The following is a 22,892-nucleotide window of genomic DNA, read 5'->3' on the forward strand; positions in this document are numbered from 1 at the left end:
TGGATGCGGCATATGATGCCGCATCCGGCTTCAATTCAAATTTACCCTTCGAAGAACCAATACCCGCTATTGACCAGCGCCGCGAGCATCGCGAGGAATGACGGATCTTCCAGTGCGTCGCCAAAATTCTCGGCGGTCAGTGCAATGTTGCTGGCGAGTGCCTCCAGCGCCGGACGGTGCGGGGAATCAATTTTCTCACCATTAGCATAAACATCGTCGCCAATGCGCAAGACGCGCAGACCACCCAGACGCACCAGTACATCACCTTGTTTCAGCGCGTCGTAGATTTCATCCGGTTGATACGGTGGCTCTGGCGGAGCGATATCCAGTTCATGACGTGACTGCGAAATAAACTCGCCAAACCACTGCTTAAAGTGTTCTGGCTGGTTGATCAACTCAAGCATCATCTCACGCAGTTTATCCATCTCCTGCGGCAGAACGTCTGCCGGATGATCGCGAGGAGGGACATCCGGATCGCTGTAGTAATTACCGCCCAGCTCACGTTGCAGCACGTAATCGGCAAATCCGCTGATCAGTTCCCGCGTATTCGGCGCACGAAAACCAACGGAATAGTTCATCGCATTTTCCAGCGCGTAGCCTTCGTGCGGGAACCCTGGCGGAATATAAAGAATATCGCCTGGCTCCAGCTCTTCATCAATAATCGCTTCAAACGGATCAACCTGTAACAGATCCGGGTGAGGGCAGTGCTGCCTCATGTGCAGTTTTTCACCTACCCGCCAGCGACGGCGACCTGTACCCTGAATAATAAATACATCGTACTGATCGAGATGCGGACCGACGCCGCCGCCAGGCACGGAAAACGAGATCATCAGATCGTCAATGCGCCAGTCCGGTAATTCACGGAACGGACGCATCAGCGCGGCGGCCGGTTCATGCCAGTGATCAACCGCCTGGACCAGCAATGACCAGTTGGTTTCGCCCAGATGGTCGTAGCTTTCGAATGGCCCGTGACTGACCTGCCATTTGCCATCCTGATGACTGACCAGCCGACTGTCGACTTCACTTTCCATCGCCAGGCCCGCCAGCTCGTCGGGAGAAATAGGGTCAATAAAATTATTAAAGCCGCGTTTTAACACCACGGGACGTTTCTGCCAGTGGCGTTCAAGAAAATCGGGCCAATTAAGGGTGAGTTGGTATTCCATGTTAAGCGTCCATAGGCGGGTATCTGCAACCGATTATAACGGATGCATACTGTAATGCGCGAACAAAGGACATATTTATTCATCTTTCGACAAGGAATGCTGGCGACCAAAAATCACCTCCATTCGCGCACCGCCGAGCATGCTCTCTCCGGCGATGATTCTTCCGTCGTACTGTTCAGTAATTTCACGAGCGACCGCCAGCCCCAAGCCTTGCCCGGGGCGTAAGGTATCAACACGCTGACCACGGTCGAAAATCACCTCACGCTTGCTTTGCGGGATCCCCGGTCCATCATCTTCGACCACGATGTAGAGATGTTTGTCAGTTTGCCTTGCGGAGATTTCGACAAATTCGAGACAATACTTACAGGCGTTATCCAGTACATTGCCCATTACCTCAACAAAATCGTTCTGCTCACCGACAAAGCTAATTTCTGGCGAGATATCGAGGGAAATATTGACGCCTTTACGCTGATAAACTTTATTCAGTGCCGATGTGAGATTGTCCAACAACGGGGCCACTGGATGTAGTTCGCGGCTAAGTAATGTCCCTCCACGCATACTGGCTCGGTGTAGGTAGTAACCAATTTGTTGCGAGATACGGCTAATTTGTTCCAGCATCACCGGTTCCGCCTCACTGACGTTCATCTTTTCACTTCGCAAAGAACGTAGCGTACTTTGTAGCACCGCCAGAGGCGTTTTCAGGCTGTGAGTCAGGTCAGTGAGCGTAGTGCGGTATTTGTCGTAACGCTCACGCTCGCTTTTTAAAAGTCGGTTCAGGTTACCCACCAGGCTGGTCAGTTCTCTCGTTGTTGTAGGGTTGAGCAGTTCACGGTGGTGTTCTTCCAGTTCGCGGACTTCTCGCGCCAGGGCTTCAATAGGGCGTAAGCTCCACCAGGCGGCGATCCACAGTAACGGGATCACTAACAACAGGTTGGCCAGGAGTACATAGAGAAACCAGCTCCATACCGTATAGGAACTTTTAAGCTCTACGGGAATGGTATCGACCACCACAATGGTGAGTTTTGGCATTCGCGCCGTTGCCGGATAGACATTAACGGCTACCGAGTGGGTCATTTCTGCATCGTCGTCGTCTTCCCGAACTTCCTGCAACTGCTGCTGAATAGAGAGATCGTTACTCAGTAGCAGGCTGGTATCGTTCACGTCAGCCTCTATTTCGTGAAAACCATTGGATTTCAGCCAGTCAGGCTGGATCATTTTCATCAGCCAGGGAACGTCACGCTGCGCCCACAATAGTTTGCCGTTCTCGTCATAAATCAGAGACATCGTGGGACTTTGCTTGTCAATATTTTCCGGCAGTTCAACGTGTAGCTTATTGTTTTCCCATTTCGCCAGTGTATAGAATAAATTGCTCTCGCCGCGTAACAGACGAAACGTCGTTTTATCGAAACTAACGCTATAACCGATCAGGGCAACCATACCGTAGGAAAGTGAAAGCACTAGTACTACCGCGGCCGTCGCCAACAGAAAACGTACCCGCAGCGAGAGCGGGAAAAAAACACGCAGTAATTTTTTCATCAGCGCAATTCGAAAAGATAACCCTGGCCGCGAACAGTGGTAATCACCTCGTGCGGGTATTGCGCCTGAATTTTTTTGCGCAGTCTGCCCATCAGAACATCAATGGTATGACTTTCCCGCAGTTCGGCATCCGGGTAGAGCTGTAGCATCAATGAATCTTTACTGACCACTTTGCCGTTGTTACGGATCAAGGTTTCCATAATGGTGTATTCAAATGCGGTCAGTTTGATGACTTCGTCACTAATGGATAATTCGCGACGGGAGAGATCAACCTGAAACGGCGGCAGCGAAATAACCTGTGAAGCCAGGCCGCTATTACGCCGCATTAATGCCTGCATTCGTGCCATCACCTCTTCAATATGAAAGGGTTTAGTCACGTAATCATCAGCACCGGCGCTTAATACTTCAACTTTGTCCTGCCAGCTTTCACGGGCGGTTAAAACCAGAATTGGCAGTGAAACATCATTACTACGCCAGCGACGGATCAGCGACAAACCATCTTCGTCAGGCAAACCGAGATCGACAATCGCAATATCCGGTAAATGTTCGTTGAGATAATAATCGGCTTCTTTGGCATCTTCTGCGTCATCGACCTGATGACCCGCGTCCTGAATCTGAACTTTAAGATGGTGACGTAACAACGCATTGTCTTCGACAACCAGTACGCGCATTTTTATTTCTCCCTGTCTTAATTATAAAAATAGTGTAACGCGATTATGTGGTTGTGGGGGTAAACATTAAATAAACCAGTGGGGAAGGGAGGTGTAAATAGAAAAGCGGATTATCTTAATAAACAGGCCGGACGGCATCACCATCCGGCACTGATACGAGGCTTATTTCAGCTCATCAACCATAGTGATGGCGCGACCAATATAGTTCGCCGGCGTCATCGCTTTCAGGCGTGTTTTTTCTTCTTCTGGCAGCGCCAGACCGTCGATAAATTGCTTCATGCCTTCGGCGTCAACGCGTTTACCGCGAGTCAGCTCTTTCAGCTTCTCGTATGGCTTCTCAATCCCGTAACGGCGCATTACCGTCTGGATCGGTTCAGCCAACACTTCCCAGTTGTGATCCAGTTCATCCAGCAGATGATCACGGTTCACTTCCAGTTTGCTCACACCTTTCAGGGTGGACTGGTAAGCAATCAGCGCATAACCGATACCCACGCCGAGGTTACGCAGCACGGTGGAGTCGGTCAGGTCACGCTGCCAGCGGGAAACCGGCAGTTTGCTTGCCAGGTGCTGCAATACCGCGTTGGAAAGGCCCAGATTCCCTTCGGAGTTTTCGAAGTCGATCGGGTTAACTTTATGCGGCATGGTGGAAGAACCAATCTCACCAGCGATGGTTTTCTGTTTGAAGTGGTTAAGGGCGATATAACCCCAGACGTCACGGTCAAAGTCGATCAGAATGGTGTTAAAGCGCGCAACGCAATCAAACAGCTCGGCGATGTAGTCGTGCGGTTCGATCTGGGTTGTGTACGGGTTCCACTGAATACCCAGCGAGGTGACGAACTCTTCGCTGAACTGATGCCAGTCAACTTCCGGGTAAGCGGCGATGTGGGCGTTATAGTTACCGACCGCGCCGTTGATTTTGCCGAGAATCTCCACCTGGTTAAGCTGGCGGTACTGGCGCTCCATACGGTAGGCGACGTTAGCCATCTCTTTACCGATGGTTGACGGCGTGGCTGGCTGACCGTGGGTACGGGACAGCAGCGGGATATCGCGATACTGAACGGCGAGATCTTTAATGCCGTCAATCAGTTGACGCCAGTATGGCAGGATCACTTCATCACGCGCAGTTTTCAGCATCAACGCGTGGGAGAGGTTATTGATATCTTCCGAAGTACAGGCAAAGTGAATGAATTCAGAAACCGCGTGCAGTTCCGGGATCTCCGCCACTTTTTCTTTCAGGAAATACTCAACCGCTTTAACGTCGTGGTTAGTGGTACGCTCGATGGTTTTGATTCGCGATGCATCTTCTTCACTGAAATTAGCGACGATTGCATCAAGGTAACCGATTGCGTCGGCAGCAAAAGCAGGAACTTCCTTGATCGCTGCGTGCGCGGCCAGTTTTTGCAGCCAACGTACTTCAACTTGTACACGGAATTTCAGCAAACCGTATTCGCTGAAAATCCCGCGCAGCGCGCTGACTTTATCGCCGTAGCGTCCATCGACAGGGGAAACGGCGGTCAGTGAGGATAATTCCATAGATCACAACTCCGGGGTTAAATGAGCAAGAATTTGTTTTGCCTGAGTGGTCAGGCGATTACGAGAAAACATCAGTTGCAGACGTCCGCCGCCAACCTGGTGCCAGAGCACGGCGGCGCGAATGCCTGCCAGCAGGGTTGCGCGAACTTTCGCCTGCACCTGTGGGCTTTGCAGTACGGCAGGGGAGCCGGTGACCTGAATGCGCGGGCCAAGCGGGCTTATCACATCAACATAGATGGCGGCCATCGCGCTCATCAGCGTTTCGGACTGTAAATCGAAGTGTTCGAGTTGGCGTTGCAGGCCGTTGATCCGGTTGCCCAGAGTGTCGAGCGCACCTTTCGCTGAGGAAAGTTTGCGCTCAAGCACCATCAGGCTTAGCGTGTAGCGGGTTAGCTCAGCGTTTAAGCCCTGACGACTGCTGGCATTGAGCACGCCGAGCAGGGTTTCCAGCCCGACGCGCAGGTTGGCTTCGCTACCGCCAAAAACCGCCAGCGTCGAGCTGGGGTTCATATCAATAATACTGTTGAGTGAGACGTGTAGCGCATCGGCATCACAATGCCCCTGGTGAGCGAGTTGTTGCACCAGGCGTGCCGACTGACAAATACCGGCCAGGGCGAGGGTGATGTCATAGTAATTCTTTGCCACGTTCACTGCTTCCTTGTTGTAATTAAAGACAATAATCAGACCGGCAGCGGCAGACGCTGCTCAATGATACCGCCACCGAGGCACACTTCACCGTTATAGAAGACGGCAGACTGGCCCGGCGTCACGGCGGCAACTGGCTCATCGAAAATCACTTCAATGCGATCGTCGTCCAGCGCCTTGACGGTGCACGGAATGTCGGTCTGGCGATAGCGGGTTTTTACCGTGCAACGCATAGTGCCGGTGAACGGTTCGCGATCGACCCAGTGTAGCTGCTGGGCAATCAGACCGACAGACATCAGACGCGGGTGTTCATGGCCCTGCGCAACAATCAGAATGTTGTTTTCGACGTCTTTATCGACCACATACCACGGTTCTTCGGTGCCTTCTTTAGTGCCACCGATACCCAGACCTTTACGCTGACCGAGGGTGTGATACATCAGCCCCTGGTGCTCACCAATTTCATCGCCATCGACGGTAATGATTTTGCCCGGTTGCGCCGGGAGATAACGGCCCAGGAACTCGCGGAATTTACGTTCGCCAATGAAGCAAATGCCGGTAGAGTCTTTTTTCTTCGCGGTGACCAGACCAAGATCTTCAGCAATCTTACGCACCTGCGGTTTTTCCAGTTCGCCGACCGGGAACAGGCTTTGCGCAATTTGCTCATGGCTGAGCGTATAAAGGAAGTAGCTCTGGTCTTTATTGCTGTCCAGACCACGCAGCAGGCGGCTCTTGCCATCGACATCTGCCCGACGAACGTAATGACCGGTAGCGATATAATCGGCACCTAAATCTTCGGCGGCAAATTCGAGGAAGGCTTTAAATTTGATCTCTTTGTTGCACAGAATATCCGGATTCGGCGTGCGACCGGCTTTATATTCGGCAAGGAACAGTTCGAAGACGTTGTCCCAGTATTCGGCAGCAAAGTTGACGGTGTGCAGTTCAATGCCGAGCTTGTCGCAGACCGCCTGGGCATCAGCCAGATCCGCTGCCGCTGTGCAATATTCCTCACCGTCGTCTTCTTCCCAGTTCTTCATAAACAGGCCTTCGACCTGATATCCCTGTTGTTGCAACAGCCAGGCAGAAACGGAGGAATCGACACCGCCGGACATGCCGACGATCACTTTTTTTGCGGTTTCAGACATTGGATTACTCACGACATTGAACTTCAAGGCGGCGTATTCTATCACGCAGCCTTTTAGATGACACCCTTTGTAAAAGGCCAGTTAAAATCGCCAATCATCTCCAGCGGATAGCGTTGCCCGCTTTGATAACAACGAATACTTTCCGCCACCAACGGCGAACGCAAATTTGACGCCTGTAAAATTTCTTCGGCGCTGACCCAACGGCAGCAGTCGATATCGCTGTCATGAGGCTGGGTCGGGCATATTTGCTCAAGCTCAATGGCAAACAGGAAACGCAAAAACGGCGTTTTATCTGGCGCAATCCACTGATGCATGCGGATGAAGTGTTGCGGTCGCGCGCTGATGCCGGTTTCTTCCCACAGCTCACGCGCAGCCGCTTCTACTAGCGTCTCATCCGCCTCCAGATGTCCCGCCGGTTGGTTCCATAACGCTTTACCGTTAATCGTCTCTTCAACAACTAAAAATTTGTCCTCTGCGTGTACCACGCAGGCGACGGTAACGTGCGGTTTAAACATTGTGCATCCTTATTCTGTTGCTTCTCGCCATTCGCCGTTAGCGAGATTATCCAGTGTGTAATTGCCCATGGCATAACGAATCAGTCGCAGCGTAGGGAAACCGACATGGGCGGTCATGCGGCGCACCTGGCGATTACGTCCTTCATATAAAGTAATCTTCAGCCAGCTGGTGGGAATACTTTTACGTTCACGAATTGGCGGATTACGTGGCCATAACCACTCTGGTTCTTCAACCAGCTCCACGCCTGCGGGCAGGGTAGGACCATCATTTAAGGTTACGCCATTGCGTAAGGCTTCAAGAGCGTCTTGTGTGGGAATGCCTTCCACCTGCACATAATAGATTTTCCCGGTGCGTTTGCCCGGCTGAGTTAAACGAGCCTGTAGTGCACCATTATTGGTCAGCACCAATAACCCTTCGCTATCGCGGTCGAGACGACCCGCCGCATAAACACCCTGAACCGGGATGAATTCTTTTAATGTTTTGCGCCCAGCTTCATCGGTGAACTGTGGCAGGACATCGTAAGGTTTATTAAACAGGATCACGCGCGTGGGCTGGTTTTCTGGTTTGCGTTTGTTAGTGCGTTGCGAGCTGAATCGCTTAACCTGGTGATTTCTAAAAGAAGTTTTTTGCATGGTATTTTCAGAGATTATGAATTGCCGCATTATAGCCTAATAACGCGCATCTTTCATGACGGCAAACAATAGGGTAGTATTGACAAGCCAATTACAAATCATTAACAAAAAATTGCTCTAAAGCATCCGTATCGCAGGACGCAAACGCATATGCAACGTGGTGGCAGACGAGCAAACCAGTAGCGCTCGAAGGAGAGGTGAATGGAAAGTAAAGTAGTTGTTCCGGCACAAGGCAAGAAGATCACCCTGCAAAACGGCAAACTCAACGTTCCTGAAAATCCGATTATCCCTTACATTGAAGGTGATGGAATCGGTGTAGATGTAACCCCAGCCATGCTGAAAGTGGTCGACGCTGCAGTCGAGAAAGCCTATAAAGGCGAGCGTAAAATCTCCTGGATGGAAATTTACACCGGTGAAAAATCCACACAGGTTTATGGTCAGGATGTCTGGCTGCCTGCTGAAACCCTTGATCTGATTCGTGAATATCGCGTTGCTATTAAAGGCCCGCTGACCACTCCGGTTGGTGGCGGTATTCGTTCTCTCAACGTTGCCCTGCGCCAGGAACTTGATCTCTACATCTGCCTGCGTCCGGTACGTTACTATCAGGGCACCCCAAGCCCGGTTAAACACCCTGAACTGACCGATATGGTTATCTTCCGTGAAAACTCGGAAGACATTTATGCAGGTATCGAATGGAAAGCAGACTCTGCCGACGCTGAGAAAGTAATTAAATTCCTGCGTGAAGAGATGGGCGTGAAGAAAATTCGCTTCCCGGAACACTGCGGTATCGGTATTAAGCCATGTTCTGAAGAAGGCACCAAACGTCTTGTTCGTGCCGCAATCGAATACGCAATTGCTAACGATCGTGACTCTGTGACCCTGGTGCACAAAGGCAACATCATGAAGTTCACCGAAGGCGCGTTTAAAGACTGGGGCTACCAGCTGGCGCGTGAAGAGTTTGGCGGTGAACTGATCGACGGCGGCCCGTGGCTGAAAGTTAAAAACCCGAATACCGGCAAAGAGATCGTCATTAAAGACGTGATTGCTGATGCATTCCTGCAACAGATCCTGCTGCGTCCGGCTGAATATGATGTTATCGCCTGTATGAACCTGAACGGTGACTACATTTCTGACGCCCTGGCAGCGCAGGTTGGCGGTATCGGTATCGCCCCTGGTGCAAACATCGGTGACGAATGCGCCCTGTTTGAAGCCACCCACGGTACTGCGCCGAAATATGCCGGTCAGGACAAAGTTAACCCAGGCTCTATCATCCTCTCCGCTGAGATGATGCTGCGCCATATGGGCTGGACTGAAGCCGCAGACCTGATTGTTAAAGGTATGGAAGGCGCAATCAACGCGAAGACCGTAACATATGACTTCGAACGTCTGATGGAAGGCGCTAAGCTGCTGAAATGTTCAGAGTTTGGTGATGCGATCATCAAGAACATGTAATTCGGTAATTTATTAAATTCATTAACGGGAGCGTAACGCTCCCGTTATTTTTGCCAGGATGCTAACGGTTATCAAAATAAGTTATCAAAACCCCCAGGTAGTTGGGGGATGGTCAGATGGTTGTTCTACTGCCAGGTTCCAATTCTGTGCCAGAATCGGACGTCGCAATCGCAACAACGACGAATCCTTTAGTCCACAATAAAGAGTTTTGCTCCTGTCTCCGTTCTGGACTGATGTGGCTCTGCGTTATCACCAACCTGATAACTCATCCCCGCAGTTAAAGTGAATTTGCGGCCATCTGCGAGCAGTGTTTCGAGTTCTCCCTCCAAGCATAAAAGGATATGACCTTTACTGCACCAATGATCCGCCAGGTAACCTGGGGTATATTCAACCATTCGCACACGGATTTGGTTCGGCTTGTGACCAAAAAATTGTGTGCGCCAGTAGGCCATGCCTGTTTCCCCGGGATGTTCTGTTTTTTCGACTTCACCCCAGTTGGTGGTGCCAAAAGCAAATGCTTCGATATTCATTTTATGGCCTTTCGTTGTTAAGAAAGAGTGCTTGAGCCTAGGTTGGAATGAATTAACATTAACATAAGAAAAAATAATTTATATATCAACACATTATTTTTGCCTTAGGTATTATTATAGCGTTTCAATAATTAAGGGTAAAAAGCTAAAACTAAATCCGAAAAATAATCTGGTAACATTATTTAAATAATGGAGAATTAAACTGTCGCTATACATTTATCTTATTTCTAATTCTCATAGACGAATTTTTTCATGTTATGATATAATATGACGAAAATCGCAGGTTATCAACCTGTTATTGATGTAAATAAATTTCGAGGAGATTATTCCAGTGGGACGTAAATGGGCCAATATCGTAGCTAAAAAAACGGCTAAAGACGGGGCAACGTCTAAAGTATATGCAAAATTCGGTGTGGAAATCTATGCTGCGGCTAAACAAGGTGAACCAGACCCAGAATTAAACACTTCTTTAAAGTTCGTTATTGAACGCGCGAAGCAGGCGCAAGTTCCAAAACACGTTATTGATAAAGCTATTGATAAAGCCAAAGGTGGCGGAGACGAAACGTTCGTACAAGGACGTTATGAAGGCTTTGGACCCAATGGTTCAATGATTATCGCTGAAACGTTGACTTCAAACGTTAACCGTACGATTGCTAACGTTCGTACAATTTTCAATAAAAAAGGCGGTAACATTGGCGCGGCAGGTTCTGTCAGCTATATGTTTGACAATACTGGCGTGATTGTATTTAAAGGAACTGACCCTGACCGTATTTTTGAAATTTTGCTTGAAGCTGAAGTGGATGTCCGTGATGTGACCGAAGAAGAAGGAAACATCGTTATTTATACTGAGCCTACAGACCTTCATAAAGGAATTGCAGCTCTAAAAGCAGCTGGAATTACTGAGTTCTCAACAACAGAATTAGAAATGATTGCTCAATCAGAAGTTGAGCTTTCACCAGAAGATTTAGAAATCTTTGAAGGACTTATTGATGCCCTCGAAGATGACGACGATGTTCAAAAAGTATATCATAACGTTGCAAATCTCTAATTATAAATTAAAGAAATCTGTCTTTATGGCAGATTTCTTATTCTTAAAGAATGTTTAAAAGCATATAAAAAGACTCTCATCTAAAAAATAAGACTAATCGAAATTACTGATTTTAACTATCTAATGATTAACGGCAAAGGATCATTCGATGGGTGGGAATTGCGCGAAAAACATAATGGTTTACAGTCGAAATATCAGAATGTAATGCCTGTTGATTGTTACGTAAAATATCAAGAATGATCATCAAGAACTGAATTTTTAAAATGGCAGTTTTCACCAAAACGTTGCCCGGTACCAGGAACATATGGCATGGTATTCTTGATACTCGGGCAATGGGCATGTTACATCAGAATATAATCATGGATACGCAGTTTTATAGCGCCCATTAAAAATGAAAAGTGCTTTTTAAATTGGAGGCAGCCCATATTTTGCGCGGGCGCGATTACATGCCTCATTAATCTTCCCATCCTCGCCAGACATGGCGAATTCTCGACATGTCGATGAGCGATTCTTGTATATGGTGCAACATGCGTTTTTTCCAGGCGTTCCTGCCAGGGCGACACAACGTGGATCCTTCTGGTTAGTACCGCTCATACATCGGTGGTAAGGGGATATTTGCTCAGTAAGATGAGCCGGGATAGTGCCGCCTGCATCATCTGCTTCGGCCCAGTAAAAAGAGACGCGGAAAAATGCACAACAGGCACCACACGCCAGGCATGGATTCAGATTGCTCATAATTCACCAGTACTACTATATACATCACAATACATCATAACAAAAAATGCAGACACGCCCTGTAAAGATGCGTGTCTGTGACCGGCTGGTGAATTTTCTATAGTCAACTACTGAATGATCACCAGCTGTTATTAATTTTACATATCCACTGAGATATAACCAGATAGTCAAAATATAAACAGAGTAAATTAATCTTTACAATTTGTAACTACAGGGTTTAGGAAGGGAGTGCTTTATGGAATCAGAGTCTACATTATCTTGTTACTATAGGATGATTTTATAAGCATAGTGGATATTGTGATTGTTTTAATTCTGGTTGATTAAAGGGACTCATCAGAAAATGTTATTTCTCTGATGTTCAAAAATATGAGCAAGCTCAGGTTATAATATTTTGTATTTATATTACGGTTGTCTCATCGTTCACATTGATTATTGTGTTAATGGTAAAAACGTTATGATTCAATTCAATAGTGCATTTGACTTCGAGCATACCAGAACACGTCTTCTTAAGGCGGTATCAAATAATGGTCTGGTTTTATTTGGCGAGTTTGACCACGCGAAAGCTGCCAGTAATGCAGGTCTTGTAATGCCGCCAACGACTGTTCTGGTATTTGGTAATCCTGAAAAGGGAACGCCTTTGATGTTGGAACATCCAGACCTCGCTCTGGATTTACCTTTCAGGGTACTCCTTCGCCAGCTGCCCGGAGGTCAGGTCAACGTTAGATTTCATTCGGCAGAAGAATTGAAATGTTATGGACTTGACTCAACGGCGATACAAACGCTGAAAAAGCTGGAATTGCTGGTACAGAAATGCATTCAACCTATTGATTCACATATGTATAAAGGCGAAGGTTAAAGCTAAACAGAAACGTGCTCAACCTATATTTTTGTTCCCGAATTATTACCCCATGCCTCTTGTCTGCTTAAAGACCCATTGATCAGCGCGGACATTAGTTTTTCATCAGTCATTGAAAGACTTGCGGCATGTTGGGCAAAATTTCATCTGATGCGTGGATATTTCTGATTCTCTCGACCATGCTCTCTGTAGACGCCAGATTGAGCGAATGAATGTCAACCCCCTCTATTAACCTGTTGTCAGGGACACGCAGATGCGCAATACACTTATCCCTATCCTCGCTGCGGTTTGCCTGTTTATTACCGGCGTCTCTATTTTGAACATCCAGCTCTGGTATTCCGCAAAAGCGGAGAGCCTGGCAGGGGCGAGATATGCCGCAAACAATATCAATTATATACTTGAGGAAGCGTCACAGGCGATTCAAACGGTACGGGAAATAGCCAGAAAAGGGTGTGATCTGGATGAACAATATCAACTAGGTACAGAAGCAGCGCTCAAGCCACATCTGCGTACGATCATCATTCTCAAACAAGATGCGGTCTGGTGTACTTCACTGCCGGGGAACCGCGTACTGCTATCACGTATACCCGTGATTCCTGAAAGCAATTTACTGCTAGCTCCGGCAATCGATACTGTTAATAAAATGCCCATTTTGCTTTATCAGAATCAGTTCGCAGATACCCGAGTTTTGGTGACTATTAGCGATCAACATATTCGTGGCGCGCTCAATGTGCCGTTGAAGGGGGCGAAATATACTTTACTCGTTGGCGGTAGCATTATTGGCCCGTCGGGAGATGTGACAGCTCTCAATGGTAAAAATCATTTTTCTGGGCGAGTCAGTTCCACAAAATATCATTTCAGTATTATTTATAACCAGCCGCCTCTATTTAGCTTTAGCAGACTTATCGATAAAGGTCTGGGGATTTTGATATTCATTTTGTTGATTTCCTGCGCCGTTGTCTTCCTGCTTGATAAATATTTCAACAAAAGCGCAACACCGGAAGAGATCCTGCGGCGGGCAATACATAACGGTGAAATTGTGCCTTTTTATCAACCAGTGGTAAATGGGCTGGAAGGGACGTTACGTGGCGTGGAAGTCCTTGCCCGCTGGAAACACCCTCGGGGAGGATATATCTCTCCTGCGGCTTTCATTCCTCTTGCTGAAAAATCAGGGTTGATAGTTCCGCTCACCCAAAGTTTGATGAGCCAGGTCGCCAAACAAATGAATGCGATCGAAAGTAAACTGCCAGAAGGTTTTCACGTTGGGATAAATTTCAGCGCCTCGCATATTATTTCGCCGACATTTGTTGAAGAATGCCTGAAATACAAGGACAGCTTCACGCGCCGTGATTTGAATCTCGTGCTTGAAGTCACTGAGCGTGAGCCTTTGCATGTTGATGAAAGTCTGGTCCAGCGACTAAACATTTTGCATGAAAATGGTTTTGTCATCGCACTGGATGATTTTGGTACTGGATACTCGGGGCTTTCTTATCTCCATGATCTACATATTGATTATATTAAGATTGATCACAGCTTCGTCGGGCGGGTCAACGCAGATCCCGATTCCACCCGGATTCTGGACTGCGTGCTGGATCTGGCGCGCAAACTTTCTATCAGTATTGTCGCTGAAGGTGTTGAGACGAAGGAGCAGCTCGATTACCTGAACCAAAACAACATCACGTTCCAACAGGGATACTATTTCTATAAACCGGTGACATATATTGAGCTGGTCAAAATTATTCTCTCAAAACCGAAGGTGAAAGTGGTGGTTGAGTGAAAAATGATCGCCTGAGCGTGAGGTGACGTAATTATAGACAGCTAATTAGCTCGTTTCGTCTTGTTACTATTGTTCATTATTTTGTTTGCTATAATTGTCTGAAATTTTTGACAGGATTACCATCAGTAGCATGAACAAGAGTAATAATCTGGATTATTTTACTTTATATATCATTTTCTCCATTGCATTTATGCTAATCACTTTCCTGGTTATCCTTTTTGCCAAACCCAGCACCTGGCTGGGAGAAGTGCTTGTTACTATAAATTTGCTAAATGCGTTGGTTTGGTTGGCGATCAATGTGGTTAATCGGTTAAGGGAAAAACTCGTTAGCCATAGGGATCAGCATTAATCCTTCTGTTATCACTGTCAGAAAACGGCTAAATGAGTTGCTGGCAGTGCGCGTAATCTGGGGGAAATTAAACTTGGCGTAAATGGCAATCTGAATCCAGCGGCCAGCGTCTGGGGAAATGTTGGCGTTCAACTCGGTGATAATGGCTACAATGACACCGCAGTTATGGTGGGATTTAAATATAAGTTCTGATTCCTTCGCCTGCTAAAAAACGCGCCGAATCAATCGGCGCGGTACTGCATTAATGATTATTTTTTGCCAATGGCACGCATGGTGTCATCAATGGCGGTAATTAACAGCATTTGCGGATCTTTAGCACAAACCTGGTTCAGTTTTTCTACCACTTTGGCACTGAGTTCCGGAGATTGCTCGATCTTTAAATCACGGCTCGTAACGCTGGCGTTACCCATTACAGCCACAATTTCTGCAACCTGTGCGCTGTCAGTTTTTGCCATTTCGTTGGCTTCAGCACAAGTAATATAGGTTTCTGCTGGCAAACCGTTCTTAATATTGTAGTCCTGCGCCCAGCTCATTGGTGCGAAAACAAACAGACCAGCCAATAATGCAAATTTTTTCATCATCATTCCTTATTTCATTTTACCCAGAATGGCACCACCTGTGCCGCCAACTACAGCACCTTTAATCGCGCCTTCCAGACCATTGCCGGTCAACACGCCAGTGACTGCACCAACGGCAGCACCCACTTTCGCACCTTTGCGGGCATTTTTACCGTCACGACCTTTTTCAGTTACTGCACCAACACCAGCGCCCACAGCAGCGCCTTTCAGCACACCATTAACGCCATTGCCAGTCAGTAAACCTACGCCTGCACCTAACAGCGCACCTTTCGTGGTGCGATTCATATCCGCCATTGCTGGTGCGGAGCAGAACAATGCTGAGATAAGCCCGAAGGCGAGTATTTTTTTCTTCAACTTAGATGTCCGGTATTAAGTAAGTTGCACACACAATAATTTCGTCTTTAATTAATATTCACTTAACTAAAGAACGCTCGCTATTATTCAGATAATTCAAAATGAGCGCGAATGGTATAATAGTAATTGTGTTTTATGCTTGAATGGGAATAATCTTAAATAAGGATTAACTCATTGATTTGAAATATTTTCTTCAAGAAATGTCATCAGGTGTTAACATGGTATTGTAAAGGTTATGCGATCTGAAATATCAATATTGTTGTGTGATTTAAATGTAAAAAATATTTATCAAAAAAGGCAGGATAAGTAATTTCGCTCTGGTGGCAATAGTGTGAATTAGCGGCGATTTGAGCTGACAATAGAAGGGGAGAACAAAATTTAGACCAAATGCAATCTGACAGATACCAGTATAAACAACCGGTAACTGTCAGATCAGGTTTGAGCTAATACAGCTTATTTCAGCTCTTCTGCTTCTGGTAAGGTCACGTTAAGCTCAAGAATGGAAATATCGCCATCCTTTTGCTCGAGTTGTACGGTTACCATCTCGGGATCAATTTGTACGTATTTACAAATGACATCAAGAATATCTTTACGCAACTGCGGCAGATAGTGTGGTTCTGCATCGCTGCGACGACGTTCAGCAACAATAATCTGCAGCCGTTCTTTTGCAATGTTGGCCGTGTTTTTCTTCCGTGAGAGAAAGAAATCGAGTAATGCCATAACTTATCCTCCGAACAAGCGTTTGAGGAAGCCTTTCTTCTCTTCTTCAATGAAGCGGAAAGGGCGTTCTTCACCCAACAGGCGTTCTACGGTATCTGCGTAGGCTTTACCCGCATCGGCATTGATGTCGAGAATGACCGGTTCACCCTGGTTAGAGGCGCGCAATACGGATTGATCCTCTGGGATCACACCGACGAGTTTGATGCGCAGGATTTCCAGCACGTCTTCCATACTCAGCATGTCTCCTTTGTGCACGCGACCAGGGTTATAGCGCGTTAACAGCAGGTGCTCTTTAATGGGTTCTTCGCCGTTTTCTGCGCGACGTGATTTCGACGCCAGAATACCTAAAATACGGTCAGAGTCACGAACTGATGAGACTTCCGGGTTCGTGGTAATAATGGCTTCATCAGCGAAATAAAGAGCCATTAATGCACCGGTTTCAATACCCGCCGGTGAGTCACAAACGATAAACTCAAAGTCCATCGCTTTTAGGTCATCAAGAACTTTGGCCACCCCTTCGCGGGTGAGGGCATCTTTATCGCGAGTTTGCGATGCCGGGAGAATGTAGAGGTTATCAGTACGCTTATCCTTAATTAGCGCCTGATTTAGAGTTGCATCGCCCTGAATGACGTTGACGAAATCGTACACGACCCGACGCTCACAACCCATAATCAGGTCGAGGTTACGCAAGCCGATATCAAAATCGATCACGACAGTTTTCTTTCCCTTCTGGGCCAAACCAGTGGCGATGGCCGCGCTGGAGGTGGTCTTTCCAACGCCCCCTTTCCCCGAAGTAACAACAATAATGCGTGCCATAAAAATTCCTTGTTAAAAAGGGATCAATTTAACGATTGAACGGTCAAAGCGTTTTCGACTAATTGCAGCCGTGCCGCTTTGCCATAAAATTCTACTGGGATTTTATCACTCAGCCAGTATTCACCAGCAATAGATACTAGTTCGGCCATCAGGTTAGTACAAAATATTTGCGCTTCCCGGTCACCACTTGCCCCGGCCAGCGCACGACCGCGCATCATGCCATAGATATGAATGTTACCATCTGCGATCAATTCTGCTCCTGCACTTACATTACTTGTAACAATCAAATCACATTGTGGAGCATAAATGCGCTGACCGGAACGTACAGGAGTATCTATTAAACGTGTTTTTGTGTCCGGGATCGTATTTTGCGCTGGAGCCTGGGGAACGGGAGCTGAACGTGGCGCTTTTTCCTTTCCTTCAGTCAGGATTGGTAGCCCCATCTTTTCTATTTCAGCTTTCAGTTTCGCATTTTTGCAACCGCTGACGCCAATTATCCGCAAGCCAGTTGCTGAGATAGCTTTGTGCATTGCTGACCAGTTGACCCGTTCTTCGAGGCCACTGACATTGAGTACGACGGGTGCATGTTTTAAAAATGCCGGGGCCTGAGCGATTTTGTCTTCCAGCGCTTGATGAATAATCTTAGGCTCTGCCTCATGCAGATGAACCACGGATAAGGTGAAGTTGCTACCTTTAAGCTCGATTGGCGTGTTTGACATCCTGGCCTTACTCAATTAGCTAATTATCATCATCAGCGAGCGATGATATTACGAAGACTATCAGGCATGTTATAGTCTGGATTATATTGAGGCAAGTCACCCCCACATTTATTCAGAGTAAAATTATGTTTTGTGTGATCTATCGAAGTAGCAAACGTGACCAGACCTATTTATATGTCGAAAAAAAAGACGATTTTTCGCGTGTTCCAGAGGAGCTGATGAAAGGGTTTGGCCAACCTCAACTCGCGATGATTCTGCCATTGGATGGGCGGAAAAAACTGGTAAATGCCGATATTGAGAAAGTTAAACAGGCATTAGCCGAGCAAGGTTATTATCTCCAGTTACCACCACCACCTGAGGATTTGCTTAAACAACATCTTTCTGTGATGGCGAAAAATACAGACAGTACTGACAAATAACCGATATCCGGCGGTGGCATCATATTCGTTGGAGCGGGTTTTAAGAACCACGATGAAGTGAGAGGAACGTTATGTATCAACATCACAACTGGCAAGGTGCGCTGCTGGATTATCCGGTGAGTAAGGTCGTCTGTGTTGGCAGTAACTATGCCAAACATATTAAAGAGATGGGGAGTGAAGTGCCCGAAGAGCCCGTGTTGTTTATTAAACCTGAAACGGCACTGTGTGATCTGCGCCAGCCCCTGGCTATCCCCTCTAATTTCGGCTCGGTTCATCATGAAGTTGAACTGGCGGTGTTGATTGGCGCGACGCTACGTCAGGCCACGGAAGAGCATGTGCGCAAAGCTATTGCAGGTTACGGTGTGGCGCTCGATCTGACATTACGTGATGTTCAGGGAAAAATGAAGAAAGCCGGACAGCCGTGGGAAAAGGCCAAAGGGTTTGATAACTCGTGTCCACTTTCCGGGTTTATTCCTGCAGCAGAGTTCAGCGGTGATCCACAAAATACGTCGCTGGGTCTAAGTGTAAACGGCGAACAACGCCAACAAGGTACGACTGCGGACATGATCCACAAAATCGTTCCACTGATTGCTTATATGAGCAAGTTTTTTACCCTTAAGGCCGGTGACGTTGTGCTGACAGGCACGCCTGATGGTGTTGGTCCGCTGCACAGTGGCGATGAATTGACGGTTACTTTCGGCGGTCATTCTTTGACAACTCGCGTTTTGTAATACTTTTGCCGCCTGAAAGGGGCGGCAAAGCTTGCATCGCCGTGCCAGACTGGTTATAAGGTGCGTTTTAACGTAATGGTGGAACACCTGATGAGCGATATACCTTTCTGGCAAAGTAAAACCCTGGACGAAATGAGCGATGCAGAATGGGAGTCGTTGTGTGATGGTTGTGGTCAGTGCTGCCTGCATAAACTGATGGATGAAGACACCGACGAAATCTACTTCACTAACGTTGCCTGCCGTCAGCTCAATATTAAAACTTGTCAATGTCGGAACTACGAACGCCGCTTCGAGTTTGAACCCGACTGCATTAAATTAACTCGTGAAAATCTGCCCACGTTCGAATGGCTACCGATGACTTGTGCTTATCGCTTGTTGGCGGAGGGTAAAGATTTACCTGCGTGGCATCCGCTACTTACCGGTTCAAAAGCAGCCATGCATGGCGAACGCATTTCAGTGCGCCATATCGCGGTGAAAGAGTCGGAAGTGATTGACTGGCAGGACCATATCTTAAATAAACCTGACTGGGCGCAATAATCCGCATCAGTCAAACCGCCGCGAAAATGGTCCTTGCGGTTTTCTGGTCATCAATAACAAGGTCTGGCGCACAGTGTATTAGCGATTTGCTACCCGGGACGAAATGAACCGATTTCCCAGACGTGTCGCCAGAGTGCCACGATGAAGTTTGGGCTGGCGGTATATTGGAAGTATGAAATATTTTGTACTGGTGGGCTGACGTATTAATCCTGAATCCTGCAAAAAATTTTCGAGCTAAAAAGTGAGAGCGTCATCGCTGTTTCTAAGTAAATTGCAGCACGCGAAAAAAGATAATCTACGGTATGACAATAATTTAAATGCCGTAACCAATGGACACATTCATTAGACTGCCTGAACATGCATGCTTATTCTACTCAGGTGTTCTGGTGGGTATAAAATGAAAGACGGTAAATTCGGACATCAAACGACGTCGTTATATATCCGAGCTACAGGTAGTTGATAGAAAAATACTCGTGAATATGCTTGTAGAATATGTGAAAAATTCATAAAGTCCTTTTATATTGTTAGCTTTATTTAGCGCTATGCACTGGAGGTTGAAACTGAGAATGGGTGATTCTGATTACGTGAGATTGTTCAATTCCAGTCTATGTTTACTCTACAATAATGCAAATGACAGTGGACAAAGAAGCGCCATCAGGCGATGGATTCGCCGTAGAATGCTACTGCCTGAGCAGGATAGGCCACAGCAAGATCCTGATCTACCCTATGATTTTCAACATAATAAATACCCCCATCTTCCTGAGCGTAAATACCCAACGTTACGCAACTCCCCCCCACTCATGGAAAAGTCCTGCATTAATTTTTTGTCTGTCATATTGCTTTCATTATCCAACTCTGGCGTGATTAATATCACGCCGTGCTGAAAAAACTCTATTCATACTGTTAATCCATGGTAACGTATCTTTAGCTGATCGATAAACTTTAGGGCTATAGTAAAAACGCTTCACGATAAAAATATAAATATCGGAAGATATTATTGACTTGATCATTATCAATGACCATCTTGAAGGCAGCCACCGGGAACAATGTGTCAGGAAAATAATAACTACTCTTTATATCATTTTAATATCGAAGATATCCCATTAACTAAAACATCTGTAATTCTATTGATCATTAAATCCTCGTTGTTAATAAAACAAATGGCTTCTTTTATTATTTTTTTTGAGGCTTATTTATGGTCTGTGTTATTGCTCTCGTTGTCCATCTTCTCAGATTTATTGTGGTGGGCAGAGTCCAAAGTGATGAAACCAAAGAACTGGTTGATGTCGTAACCGGATAACTCACTGCTGTCCATTCATTACGTGGCCAGGATCACACGGGTACAGGATGAGCCGTAGAGCAAGGCCCGTAGGTTTACGGTGGGTTAGATAGTAAAAAGAAACGCGGCTGTCGGATTGTAGCCGCGGGACAAGGTCCAAAAATTTCCAAGAGTCGTTGAATTTCCCAGCTTTTTTGGAAGCACAGGTATCTTACTAATAACTAAAAAAGGTTTAAACTATAAAATTAACCGTATTTTTAGGTAATGCTTACCGACATATCCATACCGCGTTCAGACGGTTAACAGTGGGGCGGCAATCCTTAAGGATCAGCCTACGCAGCGACAGGTATTGATAGCCTGAATCAGTATTGATCTGCTGGTAAGAACAGACTACTGTATATAAAAACAGTATAACTTCAGGCAGATTATTATGTTGTTTATCAAGCCTGCGGATCTCCGCGAAATTGTGACTTTTCCGCTATTTAGCGATCTTGTTCAGTGTGGCTTTCCTTCACCGGCAGCGGATTACGTTGAACAGCGTATCGATCTGAATCAATTGCTTATTCAGCATCCCAGCGCGACTTACTTCGTCAAAGCGAGCGGAGACTCCATGATTGACGGTGGGATTAGTGACGGTGATTTATTGATTGTCGATAGCGCTATTACCGCCAGCCACGGTGATATCGTCATCGCTGCTGTCGATGGCGAGTTTACGGTGAAAAAATTGCAGTTGCGCCCGACGGTACAGCTTATTCCCATGAATAGCGCGTACTCGCCGATTACCCTCGGCAGCGAGGATACGCTGGATGTCTTTGGCGTAGTTGTCCATGTAATAAAGGCGATGCGCTGATGTTTGCCCTTTGCGATGTGAACTCGTTTTATGCCAGTTGTGAAGCGGTGTTTCGCCCTGACTTATGGGGTAAACCGGTGGTTGTGCTATCGAATAATGACGGTTGCGTTATTGCCCGAAACGCTGAGGCAAAGGCGCTGGGCGTTAAAATGGGCGATCCCTGGTTCAAACAAAAAGAGCTGTTTCGTCGCTGTGGCGTTGTCTGCTTTAGCAGCAATTATGAGCTTTACGCAGACATGAGCAATCGGGTGATGTCGACGCTGGAAGAGCTATCTCCTCGCGTGGAGATTTACAGTATTGATGAAGCGTTCTGCGATTTGACGGGGGTACGTAACTGCCGCGATCTCACTGACTTTGGCAGAGAAATTCGCGCAACGGTACTGCAACGAACGCATCTCACCGTGGGGGTGGGTATCGCTCAGACCAAAACGCTGGCAAAACTTGCCAATCATGCGGCAAAAAAATGGCAGCGGCAGACCGGTGGGGTGGTGGATTTATCTAATCTGGAACGCCAGCGTAAATTAATGGCCGCTTTACCCGTAGATGAAGTCTGGGGAATTGGACGGCGCATCAGCAAAAAATTGAACGCGATGGGTATCAAAACCGTTCTGGATTTGGCGGATACTGATATCCGGTTTATCCGTAAACATTTTAATGTCGTGCTCGAAAGAACGGTGCGTGAACTGCGCGGCGAACCCTGTTTGCAGCTGGAAGAGTTTGCACCGACGAAGCAGGAAATTATCTGTTCCCGCTCGTTTGGCGAACGTATCACGGATTATGAATCGATGCGGCAGGCCATTTGTAGTTACGCCGCCCGGGCGGCAGAAAAACTCCGCAGTGAACATCAATATTGTCGGTTTATCTCCACGTTTATTAAAACGTCGCCATTTGCGCTCAATGAATCCTATTACGGTAATAGTGCGTCGGTAAAACTGCTGACGCCTACCCAGGACAGCAGAGACATTATTAACGCGGCTACGCGATCTCTGGACACCATCTGGCAAGCGGGCCATCGCTACCAAAAAGCGGGCGTGATGCTGGGCGATTTTTTCAGTCAGGGAGTGTCGCAGCTAAATTTGTTCGATGACAACGCACCGCGTCCCGGTAGTGAACAATTGATGGCGGTAATGGATATGCTGAATGCTAAGGATGGCAGGGGAACACTCTATTTTGCCGGGCAGGGGATCCAGCAACAATGGCAGATGAAGCGAGCCATGCTTTCACCACGTTATACAACGCGAAGTTCTGATTTACTGCGGGTCAAATAAACATAGCGGCAGGAAAAAGACGCTCCCGCAGGAGCG

The 22,892-nt window shown here is 47.0% G+C and carries 25 protein-coding genes and 1 pseudogene; 11 read left to right on the top strand and 15 right to left on the bottom strand.

What is annotated here, in order from left to right:
- Positions 1 to 41: 41 nt before the first annotated feature.
- The 8 genes from roxA to rluE all read right to left on the bottom strand — a co-directional run bounded on the left by roxA (position 42) and on the right by rluE (position 7,868).
- Positions 42 to 1,163: a [50S ribosomal protein L16]-arginine 3-hydroxylase gene (roxA, locus tag D9734_RS04270; protein ID WP_130205585.1), complete on the bottom strand. Its 1,122-nt coding sequence runs from the start codon at positions 1,161 to 1,163 to the stop codon at positions 42 to 44.
- 75 nt (positions 1,164 to 1,238) lie between these two features.
- The gene (gene phoQ / locus D9734_RS04275; RefSeq protein WP_130205587.1) at positions 1,239 to 2,699 is read right to left on the bottom strand and encodes a two-component system sensor histidine kinase PhoQ; all 1,461 of its coding nucleotides are present in this window, start codon (positions 2,697 to 2,699) and stop codon (positions 1,239 to 1,241) included.
- A complete protein-coding gene (phoP, locus tag D9734_RS04280; protein WP_130205589.1) occupies positions 2,699 to 3,370 on the bottom strand; it encodes a two-component system response regulator PhoP in 672 nt (223 codons plus the stop codon). Before phoP ends, phoQ begins: the two co-directional genes overlap by 1 nt.
- Before the next feature lie 162 nt (positions 3,371 to 3,532).
- Positions 3,533 to 4,903, bottom strand: a complete 1,371-nt coding sequence (purB, locus tag D9734_RS04285; protein WP_130205591.1) for an adenylosuccinate lyase — start codon at positions 4,901 to 4,903, stop codon at positions 3,533 to 3,535.
- 3 nt (positions 4,904 to 4,906) lie between these two features.
- Positions 4,907 to 5,548, bottom strand: a complete 642-nt coding sequence (gene hflD / locus D9734_RS04290; protein ID WP_001297479.1) for a high frequency lysogenization protein HflD — start codon at positions 5,546 to 5,548, stop codon at positions 4,907 to 4,909.
- A 35-nt stretch (positions 5,549 to 5,583) separates the two neighbouring features.
- Positions 5,584 to 6,690 carry a tRNA 2-thiouridine(34) synthase MnmA gene (gene mnmA, locus D9734_RS04295; protein WP_001353282.1) on the bottom strand — a complete coding sequence of 369 codons (1,107 nt, stop codon included), beginning with the start codon at positions 6,688 to 6,690 and terminating at the stop codon, positions 5,584 to 5,586.
- Between the two features lie 53 nt (positions 6,691 to 6,743).
- Positions 6,744 to 7,205 (bottom strand): phosphatase NudJ, encoded by a 462-nt coding sequence (nudJ, locus tag D9734_RS04300; RefSeq protein ID WP_130205593.1) that lies wholly within the window; start codon positions 7,203 to 7,205, stop codon positions 6,744 to 6,746.
- A gap of 9 nt (positions 7,206 to 7,214) precedes the next feature.
- Positions 7,215 to 7,868, bottom strand: a complete 654-nt coding sequence (gene rluE, locus D9734_RS04305; RefSeq protein WP_130205595.1) for a 23S rRNA pseudouridine(2457) synthase RluE — start codon at positions 7,866 to 7,868, stop codon at positions 7,215 to 7,217.
- Between the two features lie 171 nt (positions 7,869 to 8,039).
- Here rluE and icd point away from each other — a divergent pair, with 171 nt between their 5' ends.
- Positions 8,040 to 9,290 carry an NADP-dependent isocitrate dehydrogenase gene (gene icd, locus D9734_RS04310; RefSeq protein WP_000444487.1) on the top strand — a complete coding sequence of 417 codons (1,251 nt, stop codon included), beginning with the start codon at positions 8,040 to 8,042 and terminating at the stop codon, positions 9,288 to 9,290.
- 188 nt (positions 9,291 to 9,478) lie between these two features.
- On the opposite strand, the gene D9734_RS04315 is transcribed toward icd, so the two are convergent.
- Complete coding sequence (locus D9734_RS04315; protein ID WP_130205597.1) at positions 9,479 to 9,820, bottom strand: DHCW motif cupin fold protein; 342 nt, start codon at positions 9,818 to 9,820, stop codon at positions 9,479 to 9,481.
- A 331-nt stretch (positions 9,821 to 10,151) separates the two neighbouring features.
- On the opposite strand from D9734_RS04315, the gene D9734_RS04320 reads away from it, so the two are divergent.
- Entirely contained in the window at positions 10,152 to 10,868 is a 717-nt protein-coding gene (locus D9734_RS04320; RefSeq protein WP_130205599.1) for a YebC/PmpR family DNA-binding transcriptional regulator, read from the top strand.
- A 405-nt stretch (positions 10,869 to 11,273) separates the two neighbouring features.
- Here D9734_RS04320 and D9734_RS04325 read toward each other — a convergent pair whose 3' ends face one another.
- Positions 11,274 to 11,603, bottom strand: coding sequence for a YkgJ family cysteine cluster protein (locus D9734_RS04325; RefSeq protein WP_130205601.1), 330 nt, complete (start codon positions 11,601 to 11,603; stop codon positions 11,274 to 11,276).
- A 454-nt stretch (positions 11,604 to 12,057) separates the two neighbouring features.
- On the opposite strand from D9734_RS04325, the gene D9734_RS04330 reads away from it, so the two are divergent.
- The 4 genes and pseudogenes from D9734_RS04330 to D9734_RS04345 form a co-directional block, all read left to right on the top strand.
- Complete coding sequence (locus D9734_RS04330; protein WP_130205603.1) at positions 12,058 to 12,459, top strand: DUF302 domain-containing protein; 402 nt, start codon at positions 12,058 to 12,060, stop codon at positions 12,457 to 12,459.
- A gap of 253 nt (positions 12,460 to 12,712) precedes the next feature.
- Entirely contained in the window at positions 12,713 to 14,236 is a 1,524-nt protein-coding gene (locus D9734_RS04335; RefSeq protein ID WP_130205605.1) for a cyclic diguanylate phosphodiesterase, read from the top strand.
- A gap of 130 nt (positions 14,237 to 14,366) precedes the next feature.
- Positions 14,367 to 14,585, top strand: coding sequence for a cell division-associated protein YmgF (gene ymgF, locus D9734_RS04340; RefSeq protein WP_130205608.1), 219 nt, complete (start codon positions 14,367 to 14,369; stop codon positions 14,583 to 14,585).
- Between the two features lie 48 nt (positions 14,586 to 14,633).
- A pseudogene (locus tag D9734_RS04345) lies at positions 14,634 to 14,777 on the top strand (autotransporter outer membrane beta-barrel domain-containing protein); the annotation flags it as partial.
- A 56-nt stretch (positions 14,778 to 14,833) separates the two neighbouring features.
- Here D9734_RS04345 and D9734_RS04350 read toward each other — a convergent pair.
- From D9734_RS04350 to minC, 5 genes are all read right to left on the bottom strand, one after another.
- Positions 14,834 to 15,169: a YmgD family protein gene (locus tag D9734_RS04350; protein WP_074399524.1), complete on the bottom strand. Its 336-nt coding sequence runs from the start codon at positions 15,167 to 15,169 to the stop codon at positions 14,834 to 14,836.
- A 3-nt stretch (positions 15,170 to 15,172) separates the two neighbouring features.
- Positions 15,173 to 15,517, bottom strand: a complete 345-nt coding sequence (locus tag D9734_RS04355; protein ID WP_130205610.1) for a YMGG-like glycine zipper-containing protein — start codon at positions 15,515 to 15,517, stop codon at positions 15,173 to 15,175.
- Between the two features lie 453 nt (positions 15,518 to 15,970).
- Positions 15,971 to 16,237, bottom strand: a complete 267-nt coding sequence (gene minE / locus D9734_RS04360; RefSeq protein ID WP_001185664.1) for a cell division topological specificity factor MinE — start codon at positions 16,235 to 16,237, stop codon at positions 15,971 to 15,973.
- A 3-nt stretch (positions 16,238 to 16,240) separates the two neighbouring features.
- A complete protein-coding gene (gene minD, locus D9734_RS04365) occupies positions 16,241 to 17,053 on the bottom strand; it encodes a septum site-determining protein MinD (protein ID WP_000101043.1) in 813 nt (270 codons plus the stop codon).
- A 23-nt stretch (positions 17,054 to 17,076) separates the two neighbouring features.
- On the bottom strand, positions 17,077 to 17,772 hold the full coding sequence (gene minC / locus D9734_RS04370; RefSeq protein WP_130205612.1) for a septum site-determining protein MinC: 696 nt from the start codon (positions 17,770 to 17,772) through the stop codon (positions 17,077 to 17,079).
- A 125-nt stretch (positions 17,773 to 17,897) separates the two neighbouring features.
- On the opposite strand from minC, the gene D9734_RS04375 reads away from it, so the two are divergent.
- From D9734_RS04375 to umuC, 5 genes are all read left to right on the top strand, one after another.
- A complete protein-coding gene (locus tag D9734_RS04375) occupies positions 17,898 to 18,191 on the top strand; it encodes a YcgL domain-containing protein (RefSeq protein ID WP_130205736.1) in 294 nt (97 codons plus the stop codon).
- 71 nt (positions 18,192 to 18,262) lie between these two features.
- Positions 18,263 to 18,922 carry a fumarylacetoacetate hydrolase family protein gene (locus D9734_RS04380; RefSeq protein WP_130205613.1) on the top strand — a complete coding sequence of 220 codons (660 nt, stop codon included), beginning with the start codon at positions 18,263 to 18,265 and terminating at the stop codon, positions 18,920 to 18,922.
- Between the two features lie 90 nt (positions 18,923 to 19,012).
- On the top strand, positions 19,013 to 19,459 hold the full coding sequence (locus tag D9734_RS04385; protein ID WP_205712811.1) for a YcgN family cysteine cluster protein: 447 nt from the start codon (positions 19,013 to 19,015) through the stop codon (positions 19,457 to 19,459).
- Positions 19,460 to 21,168: 1,709 nt separating this feature from the next.
- Positions 21,169 to 21,588 carry a translesion error-prone DNA polymerase V autoproteolytic subunit gene (locus tag D9734_RS04395; RefSeq protein ID WP_130205617.1) on the top strand — a complete coding sequence of 140 codons (420 nt, stop codon included), beginning with the start codon at positions 21,169 to 21,171 and terminating at the stop codon, positions 21,586 to 21,588.
- Positions 21,588 to 22,856 (top strand): DNA polymerase V catalytic protein, encoded by a 1,269-nt coding sequence (umuC, locus tag D9734_RS04400; protein ID WP_130205619.1) that lies wholly within the window; start codon positions 21,588 to 21,590, stop codon positions 22,854 to 22,856. Before D9734_RS04395 ends, umuC begins: the two co-directional genes overlap by 1 nt.
- Positions 22,857 to 22,892 lie beyond the last annotated feature (36 nt).

Source organism: Escherichia sp. E14S1, from assembly GCF_004211995.1.
In the GTDB taxonomy this organism is placed as follows: Bacteria; Pseudomonadota; Gammaproteobacteria; order Enterobacterales; family Enterobacteriaceae; genus Escherichia.

Excerpts from the sequence above, each read along its gene's own strand:
- roxA (WP_130205585.1), bottom strand. The coding sequence starts at position 1,163 with ATGGAATACCAACTCACCCTTAATTGGCCCGATTTTCTTGAACGCCAC.
- phoQ (WP_130205587.1), bottom strand. The coding sequence starts at position 2,699 with ATGAAAAAATTACTGCGTGTTTTTTTCCCGCTCTCGCTGCGGGTACGT.
- phoP (WP_130205589.1), bottom strand. The coding sequence starts at position 3,370 with ATGCGCGTACTGGTTGTCGAAGACAATGCGTTGTTACGTCACCATCTT.
- purB (WP_130205591.1), bottom strand. The coding sequence starts at position 4,903 with ATGGAATTATCCTCACTGACCGCCGTTTCCCCTGTCGATGGACGCTAC.
- mnmA (WP_001353282.1), bottom strand. The coding sequence starts at position 6,690 with ATGTCTGAAACCGCAAAAAAAGTGATCGTCGGCATGTCCGGCGGTGTC.
- nudJ (WP_130205593.1), bottom strand. The coding sequence starts at position 7,205 with ATGTTTAAACCGCACGTTACCGTCGCCTGCGTGGTACACGCAGAGGAC.
- rluE (WP_130205595.1), bottom strand. The coding sequence starts at position 7,868 with ATGCGGCAATTCATAATCTCTGAAAATACCATGCAAAAAACTTCTTTT.
- icd (WP_000444487.1), top strand. The coding sequence starts at position 8,040 with ATGGAAAGTAAAGTAGTTGTTCCGGCACAAGGCAAGAAGATCACCCTG.
- D9734_RS04315 (WP_130205597.1), bottom strand. The coding sequence starts at position 9,820 with ATGAATATCGAAGCATTTGCTTTTGGCACCACCAACTGGGGTGAAGTC.
- D9734_RS04325 (WP_130205601.1), bottom strand. The coding sequence starts at position 11,603 with ATGAGCAATCTGAATCCATGCCTGGCGTGTGGTGCCTGTTGTGCATTT.
- D9734_RS04330 (WP_130205603.1), top strand. The coding sequence starts at position 12,058 with ATGATTCAATTCAATAGTGCATTTGACTTCGAGCATACCAGAACACGT.
- D9734_RS04335 (WP_130205605.1), top strand. The coding sequence starts at position 12,713 with ATGCGCAATACACTTATCCCTATCCTCGCTGCGGTTTGCCTGTTTATT.
- ymgF (WP_130205608.1), top strand. The coding sequence starts at position 14,367 with ATGAACAAGAGTAATAATCTGGATTATTTTACTTTATATATCATTTTC.
- D9734_RS04350 (WP_074399524.1), bottom strand. The coding sequence starts at position 15,169 with ATGATGATGAAAAAATTTGCATTATTGGCTGGTCTGTTTGTTTTCGCA.
- minE (WP_001185664.1), bottom strand. The coding sequence starts at position 16,237 with ATGGCATTACTCGATTTCTTTCTCTCACGGAAGAAAAACACGGCCAAC.
- minD (WP_000101043.1), bottom strand. The coding sequence starts at position 17,053 with ATGGCACGCATTATTGTTGTTACTTCGGGGAAAGGGGGCGTTGGAAAG.
- minC (WP_130205612.1), bottom strand. The coding sequence starts at position 17,772 with ATGTCAAACACGCCAATCGAGCTTAAAGGTAGCAACTTCACCTTATCC.
- D9734_RS04375 (WP_130205736.1), top strand. The coding sequence starts at position 17,898 with ATGTTTTGTGTGATCTATCGAAGTAGCAAACGTGACCAGACCTATTTA.
- D9734_RS04380 (WP_130205613.1), top strand. The coding sequence starts at position 18,263 with ATGTATCAACATCACAACTGGCAAGGTGCGCTGCTGGATTATCCGGTG.
- D9734_RS04385 (WP_205712811.1), top strand. The coding sequence starts at position 19,013 with ATGAGCGATATACCTTTCTGGCAAAGTAAAACCCTGGACGAAATGAGC.
- D9734_RS04395 (WP_130205617.1), top strand. The coding sequence starts at position 21,169 with ATGTTGTTTATCAAGCCTGCGGATCTCCGCGAAATTGTGACTTTTCCG.
- umuC (WP_130205619.1), top strand. The coding sequence starts at position 21,588 with ATGTTTGCCCTTTGCGATGTGAACTCGTTTTATGCCAGTTGTGAAGCG.